This window comes from Salipaludibacillus daqingensis (genome assembly GCF_029891575.1).
GTDB lineage: Bacteria > Bacillota > Bacilli > Bacillales > Salisediminibacteriaceae > Salipaludibacillus > Salipaludibacillus daqingensis.
Map to the genome: position 1 here is coordinate 460,779 of NZ_JARZHF010000001.1, position 18,525 is coordinate 479,303.

At 36.6% G+C, this 18,525-nt stretch carries 18 protein-coding genes; 4 read left to right on the top strand and 14 right to left on the bottom strand.

The features are described 5' to 3' along the window. Nucleotides 1–46 precede the first annotated feature (46 nt). Nucleotides 47–310, top strand: coding sequence for a DUF2624 family protein (locus tag QDN89_RS02410; RefSeq protein ID WP_280768477.1), 264 nt, complete (start codon nt 47–49; stop codon nt 308–310). An 82-nt stretch (nt 311–392) separates the two neighbouring features. On the opposite strand, the gene QDN89_RS02415 is transcribed toward QDN89_RS02410, so the two are convergent. Both QDN89_RS02415 and QDN89_RS02420 read right to left on the bottom strand, forming a co-directional pair. Further along, nucleotides 393–1,283 carry a deoxyribonuclease IV gene (locus QDN89_RS02415; protein ID WP_280768478.1) on the bottom strand — a complete coding sequence of 297 codons (891 nt, stop codon included), beginning with the start codon at nt 1,281–1,283 and terminating at the stop codon, nt 393–395. A gap of 36 nt (nt 1,284–1,319) precedes the next feature. Beyond that, nucleotides 1,320–2,618: a DEAD/DEAH box helicase gene (locus QDN89_RS02420; RefSeq protein ID WP_280768479.1), complete on the bottom strand. Its 1,299-nt coding sequence runs from the start codon at nt 2,616–2,618 to the stop codon at nt 1,320–1,322. 219 nt (nt 2,619–2,837) lie between these two features. Between QDN89_RS02420 and vrrA the strand changes: the two genes are divergently transcribed. From vrrA to QDN89_RS02435, 3 genes are all read left to right on the top strand, one after another. Next, the gene (vrrA, locus tag QDN89_RS02425; RefSeq protein ID WP_280768480.1) at nt 2,838–3,389 is read left to right on the top strand and encodes a VrrA/YqfQ family protein; all 552 of its coding nucleotides are present in this window, start codon (nt 2,838–2,840) and stop codon (nt 3,387–3,389) included. Between the two features lie 132 nt (nt 3,390–3,521). Next, complete coding sequence (locus QDN89_RS02430; protein WP_280768481.1) at nt 3,522–4,013, top strand: CarD family transcriptional regulator; 492 nt, start codon at nt 3,522–3,524, stop codon at nt 4,011–4,013. A gap of 198 nt (nt 4,014–4,211) precedes the next feature. Continuing rightward, nucleotides 4,212–5,168, top strand: coding sequence for a 4-hydroxy-3-methylbut-2-enyl diphosphate reductase (locus tag QDN89_RS02435; RefSeq protein ID WP_280768482.1), 957 nt, complete (start codon nt 4,212–4,214; stop codon nt 5,166–5,168). Nucleotides 5,169–5,240: 72 nt separating this feature from the next. On the opposite strand, the gene QDN89_RS02440 is transcribed toward QDN89_RS02435, so the two are convergent. From QDN89_RS02440 to ccpN, 12 genes are all read right to left on the bottom strand, one after another. Continuing rightward, entirely contained in the window at nt 5,241–6,362 is a 1,122-nt protein-coding gene (locus tag QDN89_RS02440; RefSeq protein ID WP_280768809.1) for a Nif3-like dinuclear metal center hexameric protein, read from the bottom strand. Beyond that, nucleotides 6,356–7,063, bottom strand: coding sequence for a tRNA (adenine(22)-N(1))-methyltransferase (locus QDN89_RS02445; protein WP_280768483.1), 708 nt, complete (start codon nt 7,061–7,063; stop codon nt 6,356–6,358). The genes QDN89_RS02440 and QDN89_RS02445 overlap by 7 nt, the downstream gene beginning before the upstream one ends. A 103-nt stretch (nt 7,064–7,166) precedes the next feature. After that, nucleotides 7,167–7,535, bottom strand: coding sequence for a c-type cytochrome (locus QDN89_RS02450; RefSeq protein ID WP_280768484.1), 369 nt, complete (start codon nt 7,533–7,535; stop codon nt 7,167–7,169). A gap of 113 nt (nt 7,536–7,648) precedes the next feature. Next, entirely contained in the window at nt 7,649–8,371 is a 723-nt protein-coding gene (locus QDN89_RS02455) for a glycerophosphodiester phosphodiesterase (protein ID WP_280768485.1), read from the bottom strand. Between the two features lie 22 nt (nt 8,372–8,393). Further along, the gene (locus QDN89_RS02460; protein WP_280768486.1) at nt 8,394–8,948 is read right to left on the bottom strand and encodes a hypothetical protein; all 555 of its coding nucleotides are present in this window, start codon (nt 8,946–8,948) and stop codon (nt 8,394–8,396) included. A 193-nt stretch (nt 8,949–9,141) separates the two neighbouring features. After that, entirely contained in the window at nt 9,142–10,347 is a 1,206-nt protein-coding gene (locus QDN89_RS02465) for an anaerobic glycerol-3-phosphate dehydrogenase subunit C (RefSeq protein ID WP_280768487.1), read from the bottom strand. Beyond that, nucleotides 10,326–11,489 (bottom strand): FAD-binding protein, encoded by a 1,164-nt coding sequence (locus QDN89_RS02470; protein ID WP_280768488.1) that lies wholly within the window; start codon nt 11,487–11,489, stop codon nt 10,326–10,328. Before QDN89_RS02470 ends, QDN89_RS02465 begins: the two co-directional genes overlap by 22 nt. Further along, nucleotides 11,482–13,092 (bottom strand): anaerobic glycerol-3-phosphate dehydrogenase subunit GlpA, encoded by a 1,611-nt coding sequence (gene glpA, locus QDN89_RS02475; RefSeq protein ID WP_280768489.1) that lies wholly within the window; start codon nt 13,090–13,092, stop codon nt 11,482–11,484. The genes QDN89_RS02470 and glpA overlap by 8 nt, the downstream gene beginning before the upstream one ends. Nucleotides 13,093–13,312: 220 nt before the next feature. Further along, on the bottom strand, nt 13,313–14,428 hold the full coding sequence (gene rpoD / locus QDN89_RS02480; protein WP_280768490.1) for an RNA polymerase sigma factor RpoD: 1,116 nt from the start codon (nt 14,426–14,428) through the stop codon (nt 13,313–13,315). 47 nt (nt 14,429–14,475) lie between these two features. Continuing rightward, complete coding sequence (gene dnaG / locus QDN89_RS02485; RefSeq protein ID WP_342394363.1) at nt 14,476–16,296, bottom strand: DNA primase; 1,821 nt, start codon at nt 16,294–16,296, stop codon at nt 14,476–14,478. Nucleotides 16,297–16,916: 620 nt separating this feature from the next. Continuing rightward, on the bottom strand, nt 16,917–17,735 hold the full coding sequence (locus tag QDN89_RS02490; protein WP_280768491.1) for a pyruvate, water dikinase regulatory protein: 819 nt from the start codon (nt 17,733–17,735) through the stop codon (nt 16,917–16,919). A 37-nt stretch (nt 17,736–17,772) separates the two neighbouring features. Next, on the bottom strand, nt 17,773–18,417 hold the full coding sequence (ccpN, locus tag QDN89_RS02495; protein ID WP_280768492.1) for a transcriptional regulator CcpN: 645 nt from the start codon (nt 18,415–18,417) through the stop codon (nt 17,773–17,775). Nucleotides 18,418–18,525 lie beyond the last annotated feature (108 nt).

Sequence of the window (18,525 nt, forward strand, 5' to 3'; positions counted from 1 at the left end):
TTATCATTTTATACGTTTATTACACATTGGTAAAGGAGGAAATTTTTTGAATCCTGTCATTAGAGACTTAATAAATGAAAAAGTTCGACAATTAACTTTAAAAGAGCTTATAAAATTAAGTAAGAAAGAAAATATCCCCTTAACGGTTAAAGAAGCTCGCCGTGTAATTACCATCATTCAGCAAGATACGTTTGACATCTCTAACCATAATCAAGTTAATAAAATTAGGGAAAAACTCAAAAAAGAATTTCCTAATCAGTATCAACAATTACTTCCGAAAATACAATCTTACGAACATTATTTGGAATAGAAAAAAAGAAGTTATCTCAAAAGCATTTTAAATTCAGAAAAACGAGTCAGGATTATGATCCTAACTCGTTTTTCATATCCATTTATATTTTTAGCAATTCATCTTTTAATGTTTCATGGAAAACGCGCTTTTTTAGCATCTCAATTTCTTTCCCGTACGGAGGTTTCTTGTCCTTTTTATCTATCCCTACGTAAGGAGTTTCTAAAATCTTAGGAATATTTGAAAATACTTCATGATATATAATACGTTCAATAGCATCAAACCCAATATGACCAAAACCTATGTTTTCGTGACGGTCTTTTTTAGCACCACAAACGTTCTTGCTATCATTAACATGAAGTACTTTGATTCTATCTAAACCAACAACTTTATCAAACTCTTGTAAAACAGAATCTAAATTGTTTACAATATCGTAACCTGCGTCATGAACGTGACAAGTGTCAAAGCAAACAGATAACTTTTCATGATGATTTACCCCATCGATAATAGTTGCCAACTCTTCAAATGAGCGACCACATTCTGAACCTTTTCCTGCCATTGTTTCTAAAGCAATTTGTACATCTTGATTTTGATCGATCACTTCATTTAAACCTTCAATAATTTTTGCAATACCTGCCTCAGGTCCAGCACCTACATGAGCACCTGGATGAAGCACGATCTGTTTCGATCCTAGAGCTTCCGTTCGGTCAATTTCGCTTTTCAAAAAGTCTACCCCAAGTTGAAACGTTTCTGGTTTTGTTGTATTGGCAATATTAATGATATACGGAGCATGAACGACAATATTCGAAATACCATTCGATGTCATATGTTCTTGCCCCGCTTCAATATTTAAGTCTTCAATCGCTTTGCGTCGAGTGTTTTGAGGTGCACCTGTATAAACCATAAATGTCGTTGCTCCATACGATGATGCTTCTTCACTTGCACCTAATAACATCTTCTTTCCACTCATTGAGACGTGTGATCCTAACAGCATGAATGGTCTCCCCTTTTCTTCTCTCTTCAATTAAAATTACCCTTTTCTCCGGGTTAATCTCCTCTGACGCTGCTCTCGTTGTTCCATTTCTTTCTTTGCTTTTTTCTTGTATCCTGGTTTTATTTTTTGCTTACTTTTTGGTTTCATAGGATGTGCTCCTTGTGTATTGAGTGGCTTTTGTGTAGGAGCGACTCTTTTTTCAATCGTTACCCATTCCCCATTTTTCAGTTCTTTATGAGTAAAGTGAATGCCTTGTTTTTCGAGCTTTTCAATACTTCTTTGATCAGAACGACCATATAACGTCATCGCAATACCATCCCACCCAGCTCTCGCCGTTCGACCAACCCGGTGAATATAATATTCCAATTCTGTTGGAATTTCGTAATTAATAATATGACTAATTCCTTTAATGTCCATTCCACGAGCAACTAGATCAGTTGCAACTAAGTACTGAATTTCCGCATCTTGCAACCTTTTCAATACTTTTTTACGATGACGAGGCGTCATCCCACCATGAATACAATCAACATTTAACCCTTTTGATTGAAGAGTTTGATAAACATCGTCTGCAGATTCTTTTGTATTTGTGAAAATAATCGCTAAAAATGGATTCAACACTTTCGTTATTTTCACTAATATATCCTTACGATTACGGTCTCTGTCGGGAATAAGCCAGTGATGGATGTTCTTTGGTGATGCACCTTTCGCATCCACTTCCACTTGCTTTGGATTTTTCATATATTTTTGTAAAAATGGCTTTAGTTTTTCGGGAATTGTAGCAGAAAAAACAAGAAGTTGTAACTTTTCATGCATTCTTGCTGCAATGAGATCAACATCTTCCAAAAAACCCATATCCAACATTTGGTCTGCTTCATCCACAACTAACCCTTCAACAAATGCTGGTTTGAGGGCTTGTTGATTTAACATGTCTAATATTCGACCTGGTGTACCAATAACAATATGAGGCTGTTGTTTCACTTTTTCAATCATTCTTAAACGGTCCGTACCACCAACAATAAGCTGAGCTGTAATCGGCTCTTCACTAAAACTAGCATAGGATTTACATACTTCAAAAAGCTGAGTTGCTAACTCACGCGTAGGTGCGGTAATAATGAATTGAGTTGTCGGTTCCCCAGCCTTCACTCGATTTAACATCGGCAAAAGAAAAGCTAATGTTTTTCCTGTACCTGTTTGTGATCGACCAATGACATCTTGTCCATTTTTTATCGCGGGAATTAACCTTTCTTGAATATCGGTAGGTAATGTAATTCCTTCACTTTCTAATCCATCAATTAAAAAAGATTTTAATTGGAATCTGTCAAAATTATGCTTCATTTTTTTTCCTTCTTTCTTCTAAACGAATCATTAAACTCTAATATATCATTTTATCATGAAAATATAGGCAAATGCCAGTTGATCTTATTATTACAAAAAATAATTTTCACTCCATACTTCTATTTCACTTTTTTACCTTAAATGAGCATGTGCCTATAACATTTCAATCATAAATGCATATAACTAAATGAGAAGGTCATGTTTGAAAGGATGATCAAAATGTTCGGCCCTCCACCAATCCCATACAATCATATCCCATATCCTTCTCAATCATTTTTCCCAACTAGTGGCCCTCCCATGCCTCCAGTTTCAATACCGCATGGAGCTGCTCAGAACACTGGTTTTTTATCAAAGTTATTTGGAGGAAGTTCTGCTGTTAGTAATGCAACCTCTACATTAACTTCAGGACAAGGAATGAACCTTGGGCAAATGATTGGGATGGTTCAACATGCTCAAAAAGCGATTCAAACTGTTCAAACTGTTGGCCCTATTATTCAACAATATGGTCCAATGGTTAAAGCTCTTCCACAATTAATGCAACTGTTGTCTGCTCAATCAAAAAACAGCGATTCTTCCAATACTTCAACAAAAACAAAAAGTTCTTCAACTGAAAAGAAGTCTGTTTCCAAAAAAATGCCTTCTAAAAAAAGCGATGACATTTCTAAAAAGAAAAAGAATAAATCACGTCACCCTTCTAAAAAAACGACAAAGCCCATGAATAAAAATAAACAGAAATCAAATAATATACCTGAACCAAAGTTGTATATATAATTTGTCAAAACCTCTGATATTAAGGAGTTTTTTCTGTTTTTTCTATTGACTAATTCATCGGAACATAGTAAAATTTTTGTTTTGTTTCATTTTATGTTATAATAGGAATACTATTGCATTGGAGGAATGTCTATGTTTAATGTGGGAGACAGTGTTGTATACCCTTATCATGGGGCTGGCACAATCAAAGATATGGAAGAAAAGGATATTTTAGGAGAAAAACACATCTATTTTGTTGTGTACTTTCCACTAAACCACGTAACTTTAATGCTTCCTGAAAACAGGATCAAAGAATCTGGTCTTCGCAAAATTATCGAGAGCAATCAACTTGATGAAGTTGCTACTGCCCTAAAAACAAGTGAAGTTCCTGAAAAGAAAGAAGCAGCACGACCTTACTCCAAAGAAAATGAAACATTGCTTAAATCAGGGTGCATATTAGATGCAGCTAGCGTCATTGCTAACCTTACATCAAAACAAGGTGAGCGAAACAACGGTCTTCATATGGAAGACAGAAAAAATTTAGACCGAGCGAAACAGTTTATCATTAGTGAACTAATGCTCGTAAATGAAATGAGTGAAGATGAAGCATTAAGCTTTATTGATGAAAATGCTCACGGTGCATAGATTTCATATAATAACGGATTCCTAATTTATAGGTATCCGTTTTTTATTTGCTTATCACACCGTTTGTTTGTTTTTCAATACGTCAGCATTTATAATTAACTTATAACTATTTTATTATTCGATTTTCTCTTCCATATATTGAAGTGTAAAAGCTTATGAATACAGTATTGGAAGGTTTCATTTATAAGGAGGATAACGATGGAAGTGATTAAAATTTCCCCAAGAGGTTACTGCTATGGCGTTGTTGATGCAATGGTTTTAGCTAAACAAACAGCACAGAACTTAGATTTACCTAGACCTATTTATATATTAGGGATGATTGTTCACAATAAACATGTTACCGATGCATTTGAAGAAGATGGGATCATCACGTTAGACGGTCCTAATCGCTTAGACATATTAAAACAAGTAGATAAAGGAACCGTTATCTACACGGCTCATGGCGTATCTCCTGAAGTAAGAGCTGTAGCGAAGGAAAAAGGATTAACAACCGTCGATGCCACATGCCCAGATGTAACAGTTACTCATGACCTTATTCGTAACAAAAAAGACGAAGGATACGAGTTTATTTATATCGGAAAAAAAGGCCATCCTGAACCAGAAGGAGCACTTGGCGTTGCTCCAGACATAGTTCACCTCGTAGAAAATGAACAAGATGTGGAGAACCTGTCATTAAAAAGCGATAAAATATTAATCACAAACCAAACGACAATGAGCCAGTGGGACGTTTCAAATATTATTAAAAAATCATTAATTAAATATCCACAAGCGAAAGTTCATAATGAAATTTGTAATGCTACACAAGTACGTCAAGAAGCAGTGGCTGAGCAGGCAGGAAAAGCAGATCTTCTTATTGTTGTTGGAGATCCTAAAAGTAATAACTCAAATCGATTAACTCAAGTCTCAGAAGAAATAGCAGGAACACCTTCTTACCGTATATCGAACGTAAACGAATTAGATTTAGAGTCGTTGAAAGGAATACAAACTGTTGCCGTTACTTCAGGCGCCAGTACTCCCACACCAATAACAAAAGAAGTGATTACTTTTTTGGAAAACTTCGATGAGGAAGATCCTCACACGTGGGATACGACAAGTACTGTAAAACTGACAAAAATTCTACCTAAAATTAGAAAGAAAAAGACACAAGGTGCTTAATTCTTTTAACATTAAACGATAAGAGACGATGCATACGAGCACCGTCTCTCTTTTGTCATTTATCAACCAACACTATAAAAATCGAAAAGGATCCGTATGAACGTCGGAAACAACCACTTCTGTTGCATATTTTTTTTCATTTAAAAAAGTATGAATTTTTTTCCGAACGCCTTCTTTCATGATTTTCTCTACGTTATGACCAGGATCTACCATCATTAATCCCTCCATCATCGCATCGTGAGCCACATGATAGTATAAGTCACCTGTGACGTAAACGTCAGCCCCTTTATGCAATGCTGTAAACGTATATTTATTTCCATCTCCGCCAAGAACAGCAACTTTTTTAACTTTTCGTTGTCCTTCTCCTACAACTCTTAACCCAGAAACATCAAAAGCTTTTTTTACTTTCATAGCAAATTCATCAAGTGTCATTTCCTCTGTTAAATAACCGATTCTACCAAGACCATAAGCTTCTCCTGAAGATGACATGTCATAAAGGTCATAAGCTACTTCTTCATAAGGATGTGCTTTTTTCATTGCTTGAATCACGTTCTTCTCAATCGAACCATGAAAAACACTTTCGATTTTAAGCTCATCAACAAATTCCATTTCTCCTTGCTTTCCAATAAAAGGATCCGTTCCTTCACCTGGTTTAAAGGCACCTTGGCCTTCTGAAGAAAAACTACAGTGACTATAATTTCCTATATGTCCGGCTCCAGCTGATCCTATCGCTTCCCTCACAACATTCGCTTGTTCTTTAGGAACAAATACTACCAATTTTTTCAATGGGTCAATCTCTGTCTCTACAAGAACCTTTACGTCTTCTAACTCCAACGCTTCAGCCATTAAATCGTTTACTCCACCTGGGGCTACATCTAAATTTGTATGTGCAGCATATACAGTAATGTCATGTTTGATCAGCTTTTCAATCGTACGCCCGTATGTCTGATCTGTTCGCAATGCTTTGATTGGTTTAAAAATGATAGGATGATGAGCAATAATTAAATCAACCCCTGTTTCAATTGCTTCATCCACAACCGGTTCTAGTACATCTAAGGCTACCATCACTTTTTTAATTGGTTTATTTAGCGTTCCAATTTGTAGTCCAATCTTATCTCCTTCTAGAGCGAAAGACTTCGGGGAAAATTGTTCAAACGCTTGAATGATCGTTTGTCCATTAGCTTGTTTCACGATAATTCCTCCTTCAGCCAAGTTAGCTTTTTGATAATTTCTTCCTTTTTTCCTACGAGTTTTTCTTGGTCACTAGCTTGCTCTAATTGGTTATTTATTTTTTCTAATTGATTCATTTCCCTATTCCATTTAACTCTAAAAGCATGATTTTTTTTATTCAATAAACACGGCCCCATCCATATTTCTTTCTCCATTTCCATTCCATAATGCTTCTTTGAATCACCACGTTCAGCAACTAATATTTCATATACATGATTATCTTCTTCAATAATTTCTTCATCAACTAAACACCATTCATTATCGAGCATCCAACGCCTAATGTGGTCAGCTGCGACATTTGGCTGAAGTACTAATTGTTCTACATCATTTAAAAGAGCTTTCCCATTTTCTAAAATCGACGCAATCAAAGGCCCTCCCATTCCAGCAATAACGACGGAATCTACTTTCTCATTTTCTAATACCGACAGACCATCTCCTAGTTTAGCTTTAATGAGATGACTTAAATTGTATTTATTAATTTGATCTATCGCTGAGTTCAATGGTCCTTCGTTTACTTCACCTGCTATGGCTTTCGTACACTTTCCTTGTTTTACTAAATGTACCGGAAGATAGGCATGGTCAGATCCAATGTCAGCAAGGACTGCGCCATCCATGACAAAATGTCCTACTTTTTCCAATCGTTTTGATAAGTAATATTCGTTCACATTGTTCACCTTAATTTCTATATTTTTTAGTTAAGCGCTATTATTAAAGCAGTAAAAAGTATTAGAAAAAAGAAGGATACAAAGACCCTTCTCTTCATGGTAGTTATTCATTTTCAGCTAAAATATATTCTGTAACAGCGTCTGCTTCTTCCCCACTTACTAAATCTGCAGGCATTGTTCCAGGCCCTTCAGAGATGGCATTTAAGATGTCTTCGCTTGAATGCTCCCCAGTATCTAAAGCTGGTCCTGCACCGCCTTCTAATTCCCCACCGTGACAAGATGCACATTGCCCTTCATAAATACTTTCACCGAGTTCAATTGGATCATCAAATGTTTGCTCCTCATTATTTTCTTCCCCATTTTCTGTAGCAGTATCAGGTCCAAGATTTATACCGACGAATGATAAAACGATAATCAAACCAATCCCCAAGATGGCTGTCACAGCAAAAGGAAAAAGTGGTTTTCCTCTCATGTTATGTACCTCCCTTAACGTTTCTCTAAGATAATATCCCCAACGTTTTCACATTGTATAACTCTATTATATTGTATATGAAAATGGCTCAATAGAAAAGTATTTATACACTTTTAACTCGATTGAAAAAACTCAGTCATCAGACGAGGGTCATTTGTGATAATCGCTTCTACATCAAGACGTTCACATTTCTTTGCTTCGCGAATAGTATGGACGCGATACACTCGGATAGGAACCCCTTTTTTACTCCATTTTCGATAGTATCGGGATGCTTGAAAACTGTGACGGATATGGATAGCATCTGCCTGAACTTTCTGAGCATACTTTGTCCCACGAAAAATCGGCGTTTTTGTAAGCAAAGCTGTTTTTATATGTAAGTTTTGACGCTTAATCTCTGAAATATACGGATGATAAAAACTAGAGATAACAACACGGTCCATTAATTCAAACTTTTCAATTTCTTCTAAACATTTTTTAACAAAAAAAGCAGGTTGGTCTGGCTGTTGCTTTAATTCCACATGTAAGTCAAATGCCGAATCTCTCGCCCAACGTAATACTTCAGAAAATGATGGTATTGTTTCTCCCCGAAAAGATTCATGAAAAGAACGACCTGCATCAAACTGCTTTAATTCTTGTAACGTAAAAGAACGAACAGCCCCTCGCCCATTTGTTGTCCGATCAATAGTTGGGTCATGAATAACAACGGGAACATGGTCTTTTGTTAACTGAAGATCAAACTCAATGCCATCAATCGGATAAGATGCTGCGGATACAAAAGCAGCCATCGTATTCTCGGGAGTATAGCGCTTGTTTCCTCTATGAGCAATAATCTTCATTAAAGTAACTCTCCTTTTTTCATTATATTCTTTCCACTAATATTAATCCGATAAACAAAAGAATACCAGTCGCTCCGGCTATGTATAAATAATGATACCGATAGCGCCAACCTGCTAAAATCCAAGCTAAACATAATATTACAATGCCAACACCTATGTATACTCTATTATTTGAGAATAGTAAATCAATGCTAATGACCGTCGTTATGAAAGAAATAAAAGAAGCTAAAATGACATAAACATGGGCAAACACCGACTTGTTATAATGATAAAAGCGAGCAATAACAATACATACTCCTAGAAATACAACGAGAGTAACAACTTGAAAGATTTCCGAGAGTTGTGTGAAATATACCACAAAAGCAATAACTAAAAGAAGCAAAATCATGATCGAAAAACTAATTAAAGCTTTTTTAGCATGGGGAAGATAGGAAGATTTCTGAATTGGATCAACTTGTTTTTTTTCGCTTCCTTCCATATAAAGACTAAGTAAAAATTGACAATACGTTTCTGGGAGTAACTTATTTTCTTGCCATTTTTTTATTTCTTTGATGATGATTTGCTTTTTTTCATCCATAAAATCACCTTTCTTAATGAATCATTAGTTATTATATCGTACGAGCATATAGGTTTATATAGCTTTAACTGGAGAAAAATTTACTTTAAAGAATTTAACATAATAGGAACCACTTCATTATTATATACGATAAAGAATAACCTTGTTTTTTAAATTTAAAAAAAGGTTAGCTATATTAGCCAACCTCGCCTTTCTAATTTAACTCATATGATTGTCTAAGGACTTGAATGGGGTGTCTTACTTCTTTATCGGTAAGCTGATCAAATTGATTTTTACACATGCCGCATTCTGTCACGACATAATCACTTTCAGCCATACTTTTCGAGTCTACCATTGTATCTCCTAATGCCATGGAGTAAGAATACTTTTCTTTTTTAAAACCAAATGTTCCACATTGACCACAGCAACCAGCTGCCATATCTTCAATTTGATAACCAGGAATGAGCTCTAACATATCCATAGCCGGATTACCAATCCCTTGACCTTTCATATGACATGGTGCATAATAAGCTGCTTTATCATTAAGTGCTGAAAGCGAGTCGTTTAACTCTCCTTTTTCATACAATATGCGTAAATATTCATCTGCATCATAGACATTTTCAGCTAAGCGTTGCGCTTCTTCTGTTTGCATATAACCTGGATACTCTTTTTTCATAGCAAGAGTACAACTAGAGCAAGTCATAACGACATCATACCCTTGATCTACATAACTTAGAAAACTATCTATATTGGATTGAGCATTTTTCTTCCCTGCTTTCATTTGACCGTTTGCAAACATAGGTACTCCGCAACAATTTTGTTTAGGAACAGCGACTTCAATCCCATTATACTCCATGACTTTCACAAATGAATCCGCCACATCTGGTGCATTGTACGTTGCATAGCATCCAGCAAAATAAGCTACTTTTCGTTCTGTTGTAGATTCTTTAATTTTGTATTTTCGTTTAAAATTATTAAAACGGTATTCTGGGAAGTTTCTCTCTGCAGGTATTTCCATTATCCATTCCATCACTTTTCTAGCAGGTTTTAATTTCATTGTAGCGTTCGTCACTGGAGCAAACGTCGATGCTAGTTTGCCAACCCATTCCGCTTTACTTAATACGATATCTCTGAATTTTGTACCAACCTCTTCCGCATGTGTTTCTTTTAAATAGGCGGTTAAAGAGGAAACATGAATATTCTCGGGACAAGTTCTATCACATGTTCCACAAAGAGTGCAAAGTTCGATAGAAGCATCGTCAAGAATCCCTTGATTTTGCGTCATTCTTTGCAATTCAGGTCCTAATTGTTTAGGTCCCCCAAACTCGGTTGACACGGAAGATATTGGACAATTTACCGTACATGCATGACATTTCAAGCATTGATCGTAGGATGCTTCTAAGCTTGGTTGATATAACATTTTTCGTCCCTCCTCTTATTTTTCTCATCCATTGAAGTAAAAGGGACGGAGTAACTAGAACTTATTGTATAAATCCCACCAGAAATCCAAGTTTCCGACCAAGGCATCTTACTACTTGAACCTATATAAAAGATATTATTAATTGGATCAACTAATGTCCCTTCGCTCGTTATCGGTAGAGATAGTGTTCGATCACTTAACCCTGTCGAGACCTGCTCTAGCCCACCACCTAAAATTCCACCAGAAGCTACAACAAGCTGTTTTAATTTAATAGCCTGCGGTTTTGTTTGATTTCCCGTTAGCACTTCTGTAACAACTCCATCATATACTTTCGCATGAAATACTGTTTCATCTTCATAAAATCTAACACCTTTTTTCACTGCGTAATGATGAAGTGCGTCATGCAACCGAATTGCTGCTGCATTGGGAGGTAATCCAGGCGCTTCCGTTACCGGTCCAATGGAATCATTTAAATCTTCTATAACATCTTTATGATTTACCATACCTAGACAACTCGGAAAAATCATCAAGTCTGGCGTAGCGATTTCTTTTGTCCTCATCTCATTTTTCAGTGAGGTGATAAAACGAGCTCTGACCTGTTTGTCATCCATTGCTCTTGCCGCATCCACTTGAGATAAGACTCGACCTGAACCTTTAAAGAAATCGACTGTAACAGTTGAAACATTTAAATCAGGACGTTCTTTCATTAAATTTTCTTTTACATAGGTAGGTTGGAAATCAATGATTCCATTTAAACCTACAATCAAAATATCCCCCTTATTAGGGATTGGTCGAACTGTAGTTGGATACAATGCTGTATTTTTTACATAACCTGCGCCAGTTACGACCGGGGAAAGGAAATGAACGGAACCTTCGTAAGGAAGGTTTATTTCATTCATCAAAGCCTTGAACCATTCCACCGACTGATCAATGAGTTCTTCAGAAATGTTTTTTTGTAAGAATAAGTGTTTGGACTCATCTAAATTTTGAGATGATGATGGAATTAGATCCATGAAACCGGTGGATTGCATGATTTTACCTGTTCCTTCAGCAATCACTGCCACACGTTTATTTTCTTGTTTTGCTCTTATGGCCGTTAATAAACCAGCAAGCCCTTGACCAATAATGACAACATCAAACATAAGTCTCTCCCCCCTTTTTCATACCTAACGAAACGTAATTTATCCCATCCATTAATTCCAACTGTTTATTTGCAGAACCTGTAGCAATCACCCTCATACCTTTCGACCGTTTCTCTACGCCATTTTGTAAAGCGATTTCCGCTTCATCACTAGTAGCAACACCTTTTTCAACTGCCATTGCCGCTGCTCGGCGATAGCAAAACGTTCCTTGACAAGGTCCCATACCTAACCTGGTTCTTCTACGAATATCACCTAAGTTAAATTGTCCTTTTTCTGGTAAAGCAGACTCTATTTCAGCCCATGTAACTGATTCACATTCACATACTATGCTGTTATCTTTTAATAAATTAGCTTTAATGGAAGAGGCATTAACACCTGCCCACGAGAATAATTTCTTTTTAGCTACCGGAGTAAGGTTTATATTTTCCAATGCTTGTTTAGCTTCTCTATGAGGAACTGCTACCTCAGCTGTCTGGCAATTAGATGTAATCCCCAGTTTTTCACAAACTAAATCTACCGTTTTCTCTGCCATGTATCGAAATGTCGTCAGTTTTCCACTTGTGATCGTAATGAAACCTTTTAAGCCATCTCGTTGCTCGTGATCTAATAACGCCATCCCTCGTGTGACATTTCTTCCACTTGCATCGCTAGATTCTGTTTCTTGAAACAAAGGACGACTTCCGCTAAAGGCTCTGATCATTCTTATTTGTGGTAATGTTGGAATCAGATCTTTCCCTTTCATAATCATATGCTCAAATTCTTCTCTTTGAAGCGATGTATCATCTGGATGTTCGACGTTTATGCCTGTTGTACCAAAGATTGTCACATTATGTGCAGGGACAAAAATATCTGCATCACCTGGCATCCTCAATCTGTTGATGACTTGTTTATTAATCCTATTGTTTAAAACGGTTAGCATGCCCTTGTTGTTAATGATTTTCATCGGCACGTTAGCAAGTTTTGCAATGTTCGCACTCCATGGGCCTGCAGCATTGACGACTAATTTGGTGTGAATTTGTTTTTCTTCTCCTGTGTATCGATCTTTAACAGTAATATATGATACCTGTGCATTAGTCGTTTCTATATGCGTCACTTCATGATACGTTAAAACTCTAGCACCTTTCTCCACTGCATCTGCTGTCACATCAACAAGCATTGTAAATGGATCAACAGCGCCATCAGGTATTCTATAAACTACTTCTGCTTTTCTATTTAAATATGGTTCTTCAGCAAAAGCAATCTGTAATGGAACTTCTTCAATTGGAATACCAATGGTGTTGCACGCATTTACCCACTTCTCAACATAATCATCGGGATCATCAGGTACTTTCACAAACAAACCACCTGTTTCTTCAATCGAACCTGGCACTGTTTTCTTAAGAATTAAATTCTCTTGATAACTTTCAACCGCTGCTTCCTTATCTTTCACAGCGTATCTACCACCTGAATGCAACAAACCGTGATTTCTAGTAGATGTCCCATGTCCCAGATCGAATTGCTCGATCAATACAGCATTTACCCCTCTAAGTGCCAAGTCACGTAGAACCCCTACTCCTGTCATACCTCCCCCAATGACAGCCACTTCTGTTTCAAAAATTTCCATCTTGATCCCTCCTAGTATTTTTTCTAACCTTCACGTCTTATTTGTGAAAAACTGAGCAATTTCCGCATAAATAAAAGCCATAAAAACTCATGAGAATTCATCTCGCTGAGCTTTTATGGCTATCTCCTCTTCTCCAAGCCTTTATATTATCTTATGCTTTTAGCATATCATAAAGGGTCATTGTAAAAAGGTCTGTTTATTGAAGATATTGTGGCAGTTCTTATTCAAGAAAGTCTTTTAAACGTTTACTTCGACTAGGGTGGCGTAATTTCCGCAACGCTTTTGCTTCGATTTGACGAATACGTTCTCTTGTTACACCAAATACTTTACCAACTTCTTCTAACGTTCTCGTACGGCCATCATCAAGTCCAAAACGCAGGCGAAGAACATTTTCTTCTCGATCCGTAAGAGTATCTAAGACATCTTCTAGCTGTTCTTTTAGAAGTTCATATGCTGCTGCATCAGACGGTGCTAAAGCTTCTTGGTCTTCTATAAAGTCACCTAAATGGGAATCATCTTCTTCCCCGATTGGTGTTTCAAGTGACACAGGTTCTTGTGCAATTTTCAAAATTTCTCTAACTTTATCTGGAGTTAGCTCCATTTCTTTTGATACTTCTTCTGGAGTTGGCTCTCGACCTAAGTCTTGCAATAGTTGTCTTTGTACTCGGATCAATTTATTAATTGTTTCAACCATATGGACTGGAATTCGGATCGTTCTAGCTTGGTCAGCGATCGCTCGAGTAATCGCTTGACGAATCCACCATGTTGCATAAGTACTGAATTTGTATCCTTTATTATAATCAAACTTCTCAACTGCTTTGATAAGACCCATATTTCCTTCTTGGATCAAATCTAAAAACAACATTCCACGTCCAACATAACGTTTAGCAATACTTACAACTAATCGTAAATTTGCTTCTGCTAATCTTTTTTTGGCTTCTTCATCACCATCTTCAATCTTCTTAGCCAAATCAATTTCTTCCTTTGCAGAAAGTAATGGAACACGACCAATCTCTTTAAGGTACATCCGAACAGGGTCGTTAATTTTAATTCCTGGCGGCACACTTAAATCATTTAAATCAAAAGCAGCTTCCTTCTCCACTTGCTGGATACTTGGAACAGCTTCATTATCATTTAATATTTCTACACCTTGTTCACCAAGATATTCAAAGAATTCGTCCATTTGGTCAGAGTCTTGATCAAATGCACCTAACCTCTCCGTAATTTCTGCGTAAGTTAGTGTGCCTCTTTTTTTCCCTGATTCAACGAGCTGTTCTTTTACTTGATCGATGGTTAAATCACCTTCCGCCATTGGGCGAATTGGTTTCTCAGCCATACGACCCCTCCTTCCAATAGTTCACAACAATATCAGAATCGTTGGTTTTACTGTTTTTTCAAATCTAAACTTAATTGCAATACCGCATTAGCTATTCGAGCAGCTTCTTCAAAATCAGAAGCTTCTTCTGCTTGCTTCTGCTCTATTTTCAACTGTTCAATTTCCTTTTTCTTTGGAAACTGACGAATTTGTTTTAGATAATCGTGCAATACTTGCTCAGAAAAGTCCAAGTTCACTTTCTTCATTGCAAGTTCTGTCGCTTTTCTTCTTAACTCTTTATCATCAACCCATTCAATGAAATGAGAAGGATCAGGCTCGTACCCTTCCCCATAATAACTATAGATAAGTGCTGCTATAGCTTGATAGTTGTCATAATGAAAACCCCCGCCAATTTCTATCTGAACTTGTTCAGCTATTTGGCGTGACTGAAGCATAAGAGCAATAAGCTCTCGTTCTGCATTTTCATGTGCGGATAACATTTTTTTTGTTTGTTTCAACGTCTTCGCTTGAACAGCTTGATGCACTTGACGTTTTTCTTTTTTTTGCTGTGCTTTAAGTAATGTCGTTTGCTCTTGCTTTAAAGCTTCTAATGAAAGAGAAAATTCCTCTGCTAACTGCCTTAAATAATAATCTCTTTCTAACGCTCGTGGTAATTGGCTAATTTCAGAAAGAATTTGATCAATATATGTTAATCGATCACTTTCATTTTGAAGGTTTTTTCCACGACGGAAGAAGTCAAACTTAAAAGCCATCAGTGTGATATTTTGCGAAATAACTTCCTGAACAAATTGTTCCGACCCGTGTTTTTGAATATAATCATGAGGGTCATCTCCTTCTGGAAGTTTTCCGATACGAACTTGTGCACCAATACTTTCTAATATTTGTGCATTTTTATACGTTGCCTTCATACCTGCTGAGTCAGAATCGTAACAAAGAATAATTTTATCAGCATTTCTTCTAATCATTTTCGCCTGTGATTCTGTCAAGGCCGTCCCTAATCCAGCCACTCCATTGTCTATACCCGCTCTCCATGCCGATATAACATCAACATAACCTTCAAACAAAACTGCCTCATTTTTCTTTTTAATAACAGGACGTGCTTTATGAAAGAAATACAATACATCACTCTTATTAAAAACTTGCGATTCCGGACTATTTAGATACTTAGGATTCCCTTTATTAATGACTCGCCCCCCAAATGCAATCATATTCCCACGTCGATCCCATATCGGAAACATGATCCTGTCTCGGAATCGATCATATGGCTTTTGATCAAATTCTCTTAATCCTAACAGACCACATTCGGCCATCTCTGCCATCACAAAGGATCTTTTCTTCAAGAAACTCGAAAGAAAATCCCAAGAATTCGGAGCATAACCAATTTGAAATCGATCAATCATTTCTTTCGTAAACCCTCTTTTACGAAGATACTCCCGAGCTTCCCTTCCTTCATCTGAAACCGTAAGCACATGATGATATAGCTTAGCAGCTAATTCATGCCCTTCATACCAACGCTTCATCTGATCGCTAATCTCAGGCTTATTGTTTACCTTTTCATCTAGCTCAGGTAATGAGACATTTGTCCGTCCGGCTAATTTCTCAACCGCTTCGACAAAACTCATTCCTTCTGTTTCCATCACAAAAGAGAAGGCATTCCCTCCTGCCCCACAGCCAAAACAATGATAAAGCTGTTTATCAGGTGAAACAGAGAATGAAGGAGTTTTTTCACCATGAAATGGACATAATCCTACGAAGTTTCTTCCTTGCTTTTTCAATTGAACATATTCACTAATCACATCTACAATGTCTAATGATTGGCGAACCTCTTCAATTTTTTCTTCGGGAATTCGTTGAGTCAATTCTTTCACCAACCTTTTTCCCTTTATCTAAAAGGCAGGCTAAACATGAATTCGCCTTTCCTTTCAAATTTCCTGCTGATTTGACAAGGTTTTTCAATTATTGTTCAAAAATCATTCTGTTCTTTAGAATGATAAGAAATAACTTCATTTTAAAACGACTTGGCACCATGAACATTTGATTTGAAACGGACACGGTAACCCAATCGACAAAAACCTTGTTATTTTTCATTGGTATATGTTGTTTATTCTACATCCCTTTAAAAATTCCTTCTTTTTATTTCTATTTCCGAAGGTACATAGGAATAAATATCAACTACCAACTAAAAAGAAGTAGAGTAGTCCTTCCTGCTCTTACTATCTTTACCAAAAATCCAAGAAAAAGTCTTGACATTTGTAATTTATTTGTTCTCGCTGTTATTATGCATACATTTTATAACTTTTATCAAGTCACAATATTTCATTATATAGGATAATTCTAAATTACGCCATACTTATACTCAAAAATAAAGTATAAAATATAATTATGTACGCAACCTTAGATTTATTTAAACTCTAAACGAAAAATCGATCCAAAGAGACATCGTCTTCTTTTGAATCGATTTTACATTTTACAACTTTTTACTAAAAGGCTACTTTAGATTTCCTCGAACCATTTGATAAATCAAATTAGCTGTTTCTTCTACTGCTTTTGTCGAAACATCAATGACTTCACATCCGAGCTTTTCCATCACTTCTTCCGAATAAATAAGTTCCTCTTGAATGCGATCAAGTGTTGCATAACTCGCTTCTTCTTTTAAACCTAATGCTTTCAGTCGTTCAGCGCGAATCCCATTAAGTTTTTCAGGATTGATTTTTAATCCAACAATCTTCTCTACAGGTATAGAAAATAATTCTTCTGGAGGATCTACCTCTGGCACTAAAGGAACATTGGCTACTTTCAAACTTTTATGTGCCAAATATTGTGAAAGAGGCGTTTTAGATGTTCTCGATACACCAACAAGAACAACATCCGCTCTTTCTACTCCTCGAGGATCTCTACCATCATCGTACTTAACAGCAAATTCAATTGCTTCGACTTTCTTGAAATAATCCTCATCAAGAGTGTGCATGAGTCCTGACTCATTTTTTGGTGGAACATTCAAACGTTTTCCCACCATAGAAATAAGAGGTGTCAAAATATCATAAACAGGAATGTTATACTTACTTGCTTCTGCCAATAAATGTTCTCTCACTAATGGCAACACAACTGTGAATGCTATTACACCGTTATTTTCAAGTGCTTGACTAATCACCTCATCGACGATTGCCGTATCTTCTACATATGGGATCCGTCGTATGACTGATTTTTCTTCATCAAACTGACTCAACGCTGCCCTAACCACTAGTTCAGCAGTTTCTCCGACCGAGTCTGACAGCACATAAACAATGGAATAATCTTTTTGAGACATCATCTACCCTCCAGTAGTTAGTTGAGTGTTTATTTTATTATGCATGAATATCATTATTTGCAAGATAAACAAATGCTTTCGTAATATTTGTTTTTGTCACTCGACCAATAAGTTCATGTACCGTTGTATCATTTTCCTTCACTTCTCTAACGACTGGCAACCCATCAATTTGTTTACTAATCAGTTTATTAGCTACTTCTAACATCGAATCAGATGGTTTACACGTTGTGACATTTGGCATTCTCGTCATAATGATGCTAATCGGAACCGCCTCTAGATCTTGCTTCCCCATACTAGCTCGTAATAAATCCTTTCTTGAAAGAATTCCAACTAAATGGGCTTTTTTATTAACAACAAATAATGTGCCAACATCTTCCAAAAACATTGTGCAAATTGCATCATAAACGGAAGCTGATTCATTAACAACTACAGGGATTGACTGAAACTCTTTTACAGTTAACTTCTTCATCCGTTCGTTAAATAGTTGACCTCCCGTTTTGCCGGTGTAATAATAGCCAACTCTTGGACGAGCATCTAGAAATCCAGACATCGTTAAAATCGCTAAATCCGGTCTCAATGTTGCTCTCGTTAATGAGAGTTTTTCGGCAATTTTCTCTCCTGTAATCGGTCCATTTTCTTTTACTATACTGACAATCCATTCCTGTCTCTCGTTCAGTTCCATTTACTCACGCCCTCCGAACTTTGCCATGATCATTAATGATAAGACCACCCAAATGACAGGACTTATGAAAGGAAGGGTTTCCTATTACGGTGAAAACCTGCCTTTCAA

What these genes read in the sequence shown, in the direction of transcription:
- QDN89_RS02415 (WP_280768478.1), bottom strand. Translation starts at nt 1,283, where the DNA reads ATGCTGTTAGGATCACACGTCTCAATGAGTGGAAAGAAGATGTTATTA.
- QDN89_RS02420 (WP_280768479.1), bottom strand. Translation starts at nt 2,618, where the DNA reads ATGAAGCATAATTTTGACAGATTCCAATTAAAATCTTTTTTAATTGAT.
- vrrA (WP_280768480.1), top strand. Translation starts at nt 2,838, where the DNA reads ATGTTCGGCCCTCCACCAATCCCATACAATCATATCCCATATCCTTCT.
- QDN89_RS02430 (WP_280768481.1), top strand. Translation starts at nt 3,522, where the DNA reads ATGTTTAATGTGGGAGACAGTGTTGTATACCCTTATCATGGGGCTGGC.
- QDN89_RS02435 (WP_280768482.1), top strand. Translation starts at nt 4,212, where the DNA reads ATGGAAGTGATTAAAATTTCCCCAAGAGGTTACTGCTATGGCGTTGTT.
- QDN89_RS02450 (WP_280768484.1), bottom strand. Translation starts at nt 7,535, where the DNA reads ATGAGAGGAAAACCACTTTTTCCTTTTGCTGTGACAGCCATCTTGGGG.
- QDN89_RS02455 (WP_280768485.1), bottom strand. Translation starts at nt 8,371, where the DNA reads ATGAAGATTATTGCTCATAGAGGAAACAAGCGCTATACTCCCGAGAAT.
- QDN89_RS02460 (WP_280768486.1), bottom strand. Translation starts at nt 8,948, where the DNA reads ATGGATGAAAAAAAGCAAATCATCATCAAAGAAATAAAAAAATGGCAA.
- QDN89_RS02465 (WP_280768487.1), bottom strand. Translation starts at nt 10,347, where the DNA reads ATGTTATATCAACCAAGCTTAGAAGCATCCTACGATCAATGCTTGAAA.
- QDN89_RS02470 (WP_280768488.1), bottom strand. Translation starts at nt 11,489, where the DNA reads ATGTTTGATGTTGTCATTATTGGTCAAGGGCTTGCTGGTTTATTAACG.
- glpA (WP_280768489.1), bottom strand. Translation starts at nt 13,092, where the DNA reads ATGGAAATTTTTGAAACAGAAGTGGCTGTCATTGGGGGAGGTATGACA.
- rpoD (WP_280768490.1), bottom strand. Translation starts at nt 14,428, where the DNA reads ATGGCTGAGAAACCAATTCGCCCAATGGCGGAAGGTGATTTAACCATC.
- QDN89_RS02490 (WP_280768491.1), bottom strand. Translation starts at nt 17,735, where the DNA reads ATGTCTCAAAAAGATTATTCCATTGTTTATGTGCTGTCAGACTCGGTC.
- ccpN (WP_280768492.1), bottom strand. Translation starts at nt 18,417, where the DNA reads ATGGAACTGAACGAGAGACAGGAATGGATTGTCAGTATAGTAAAAGAA.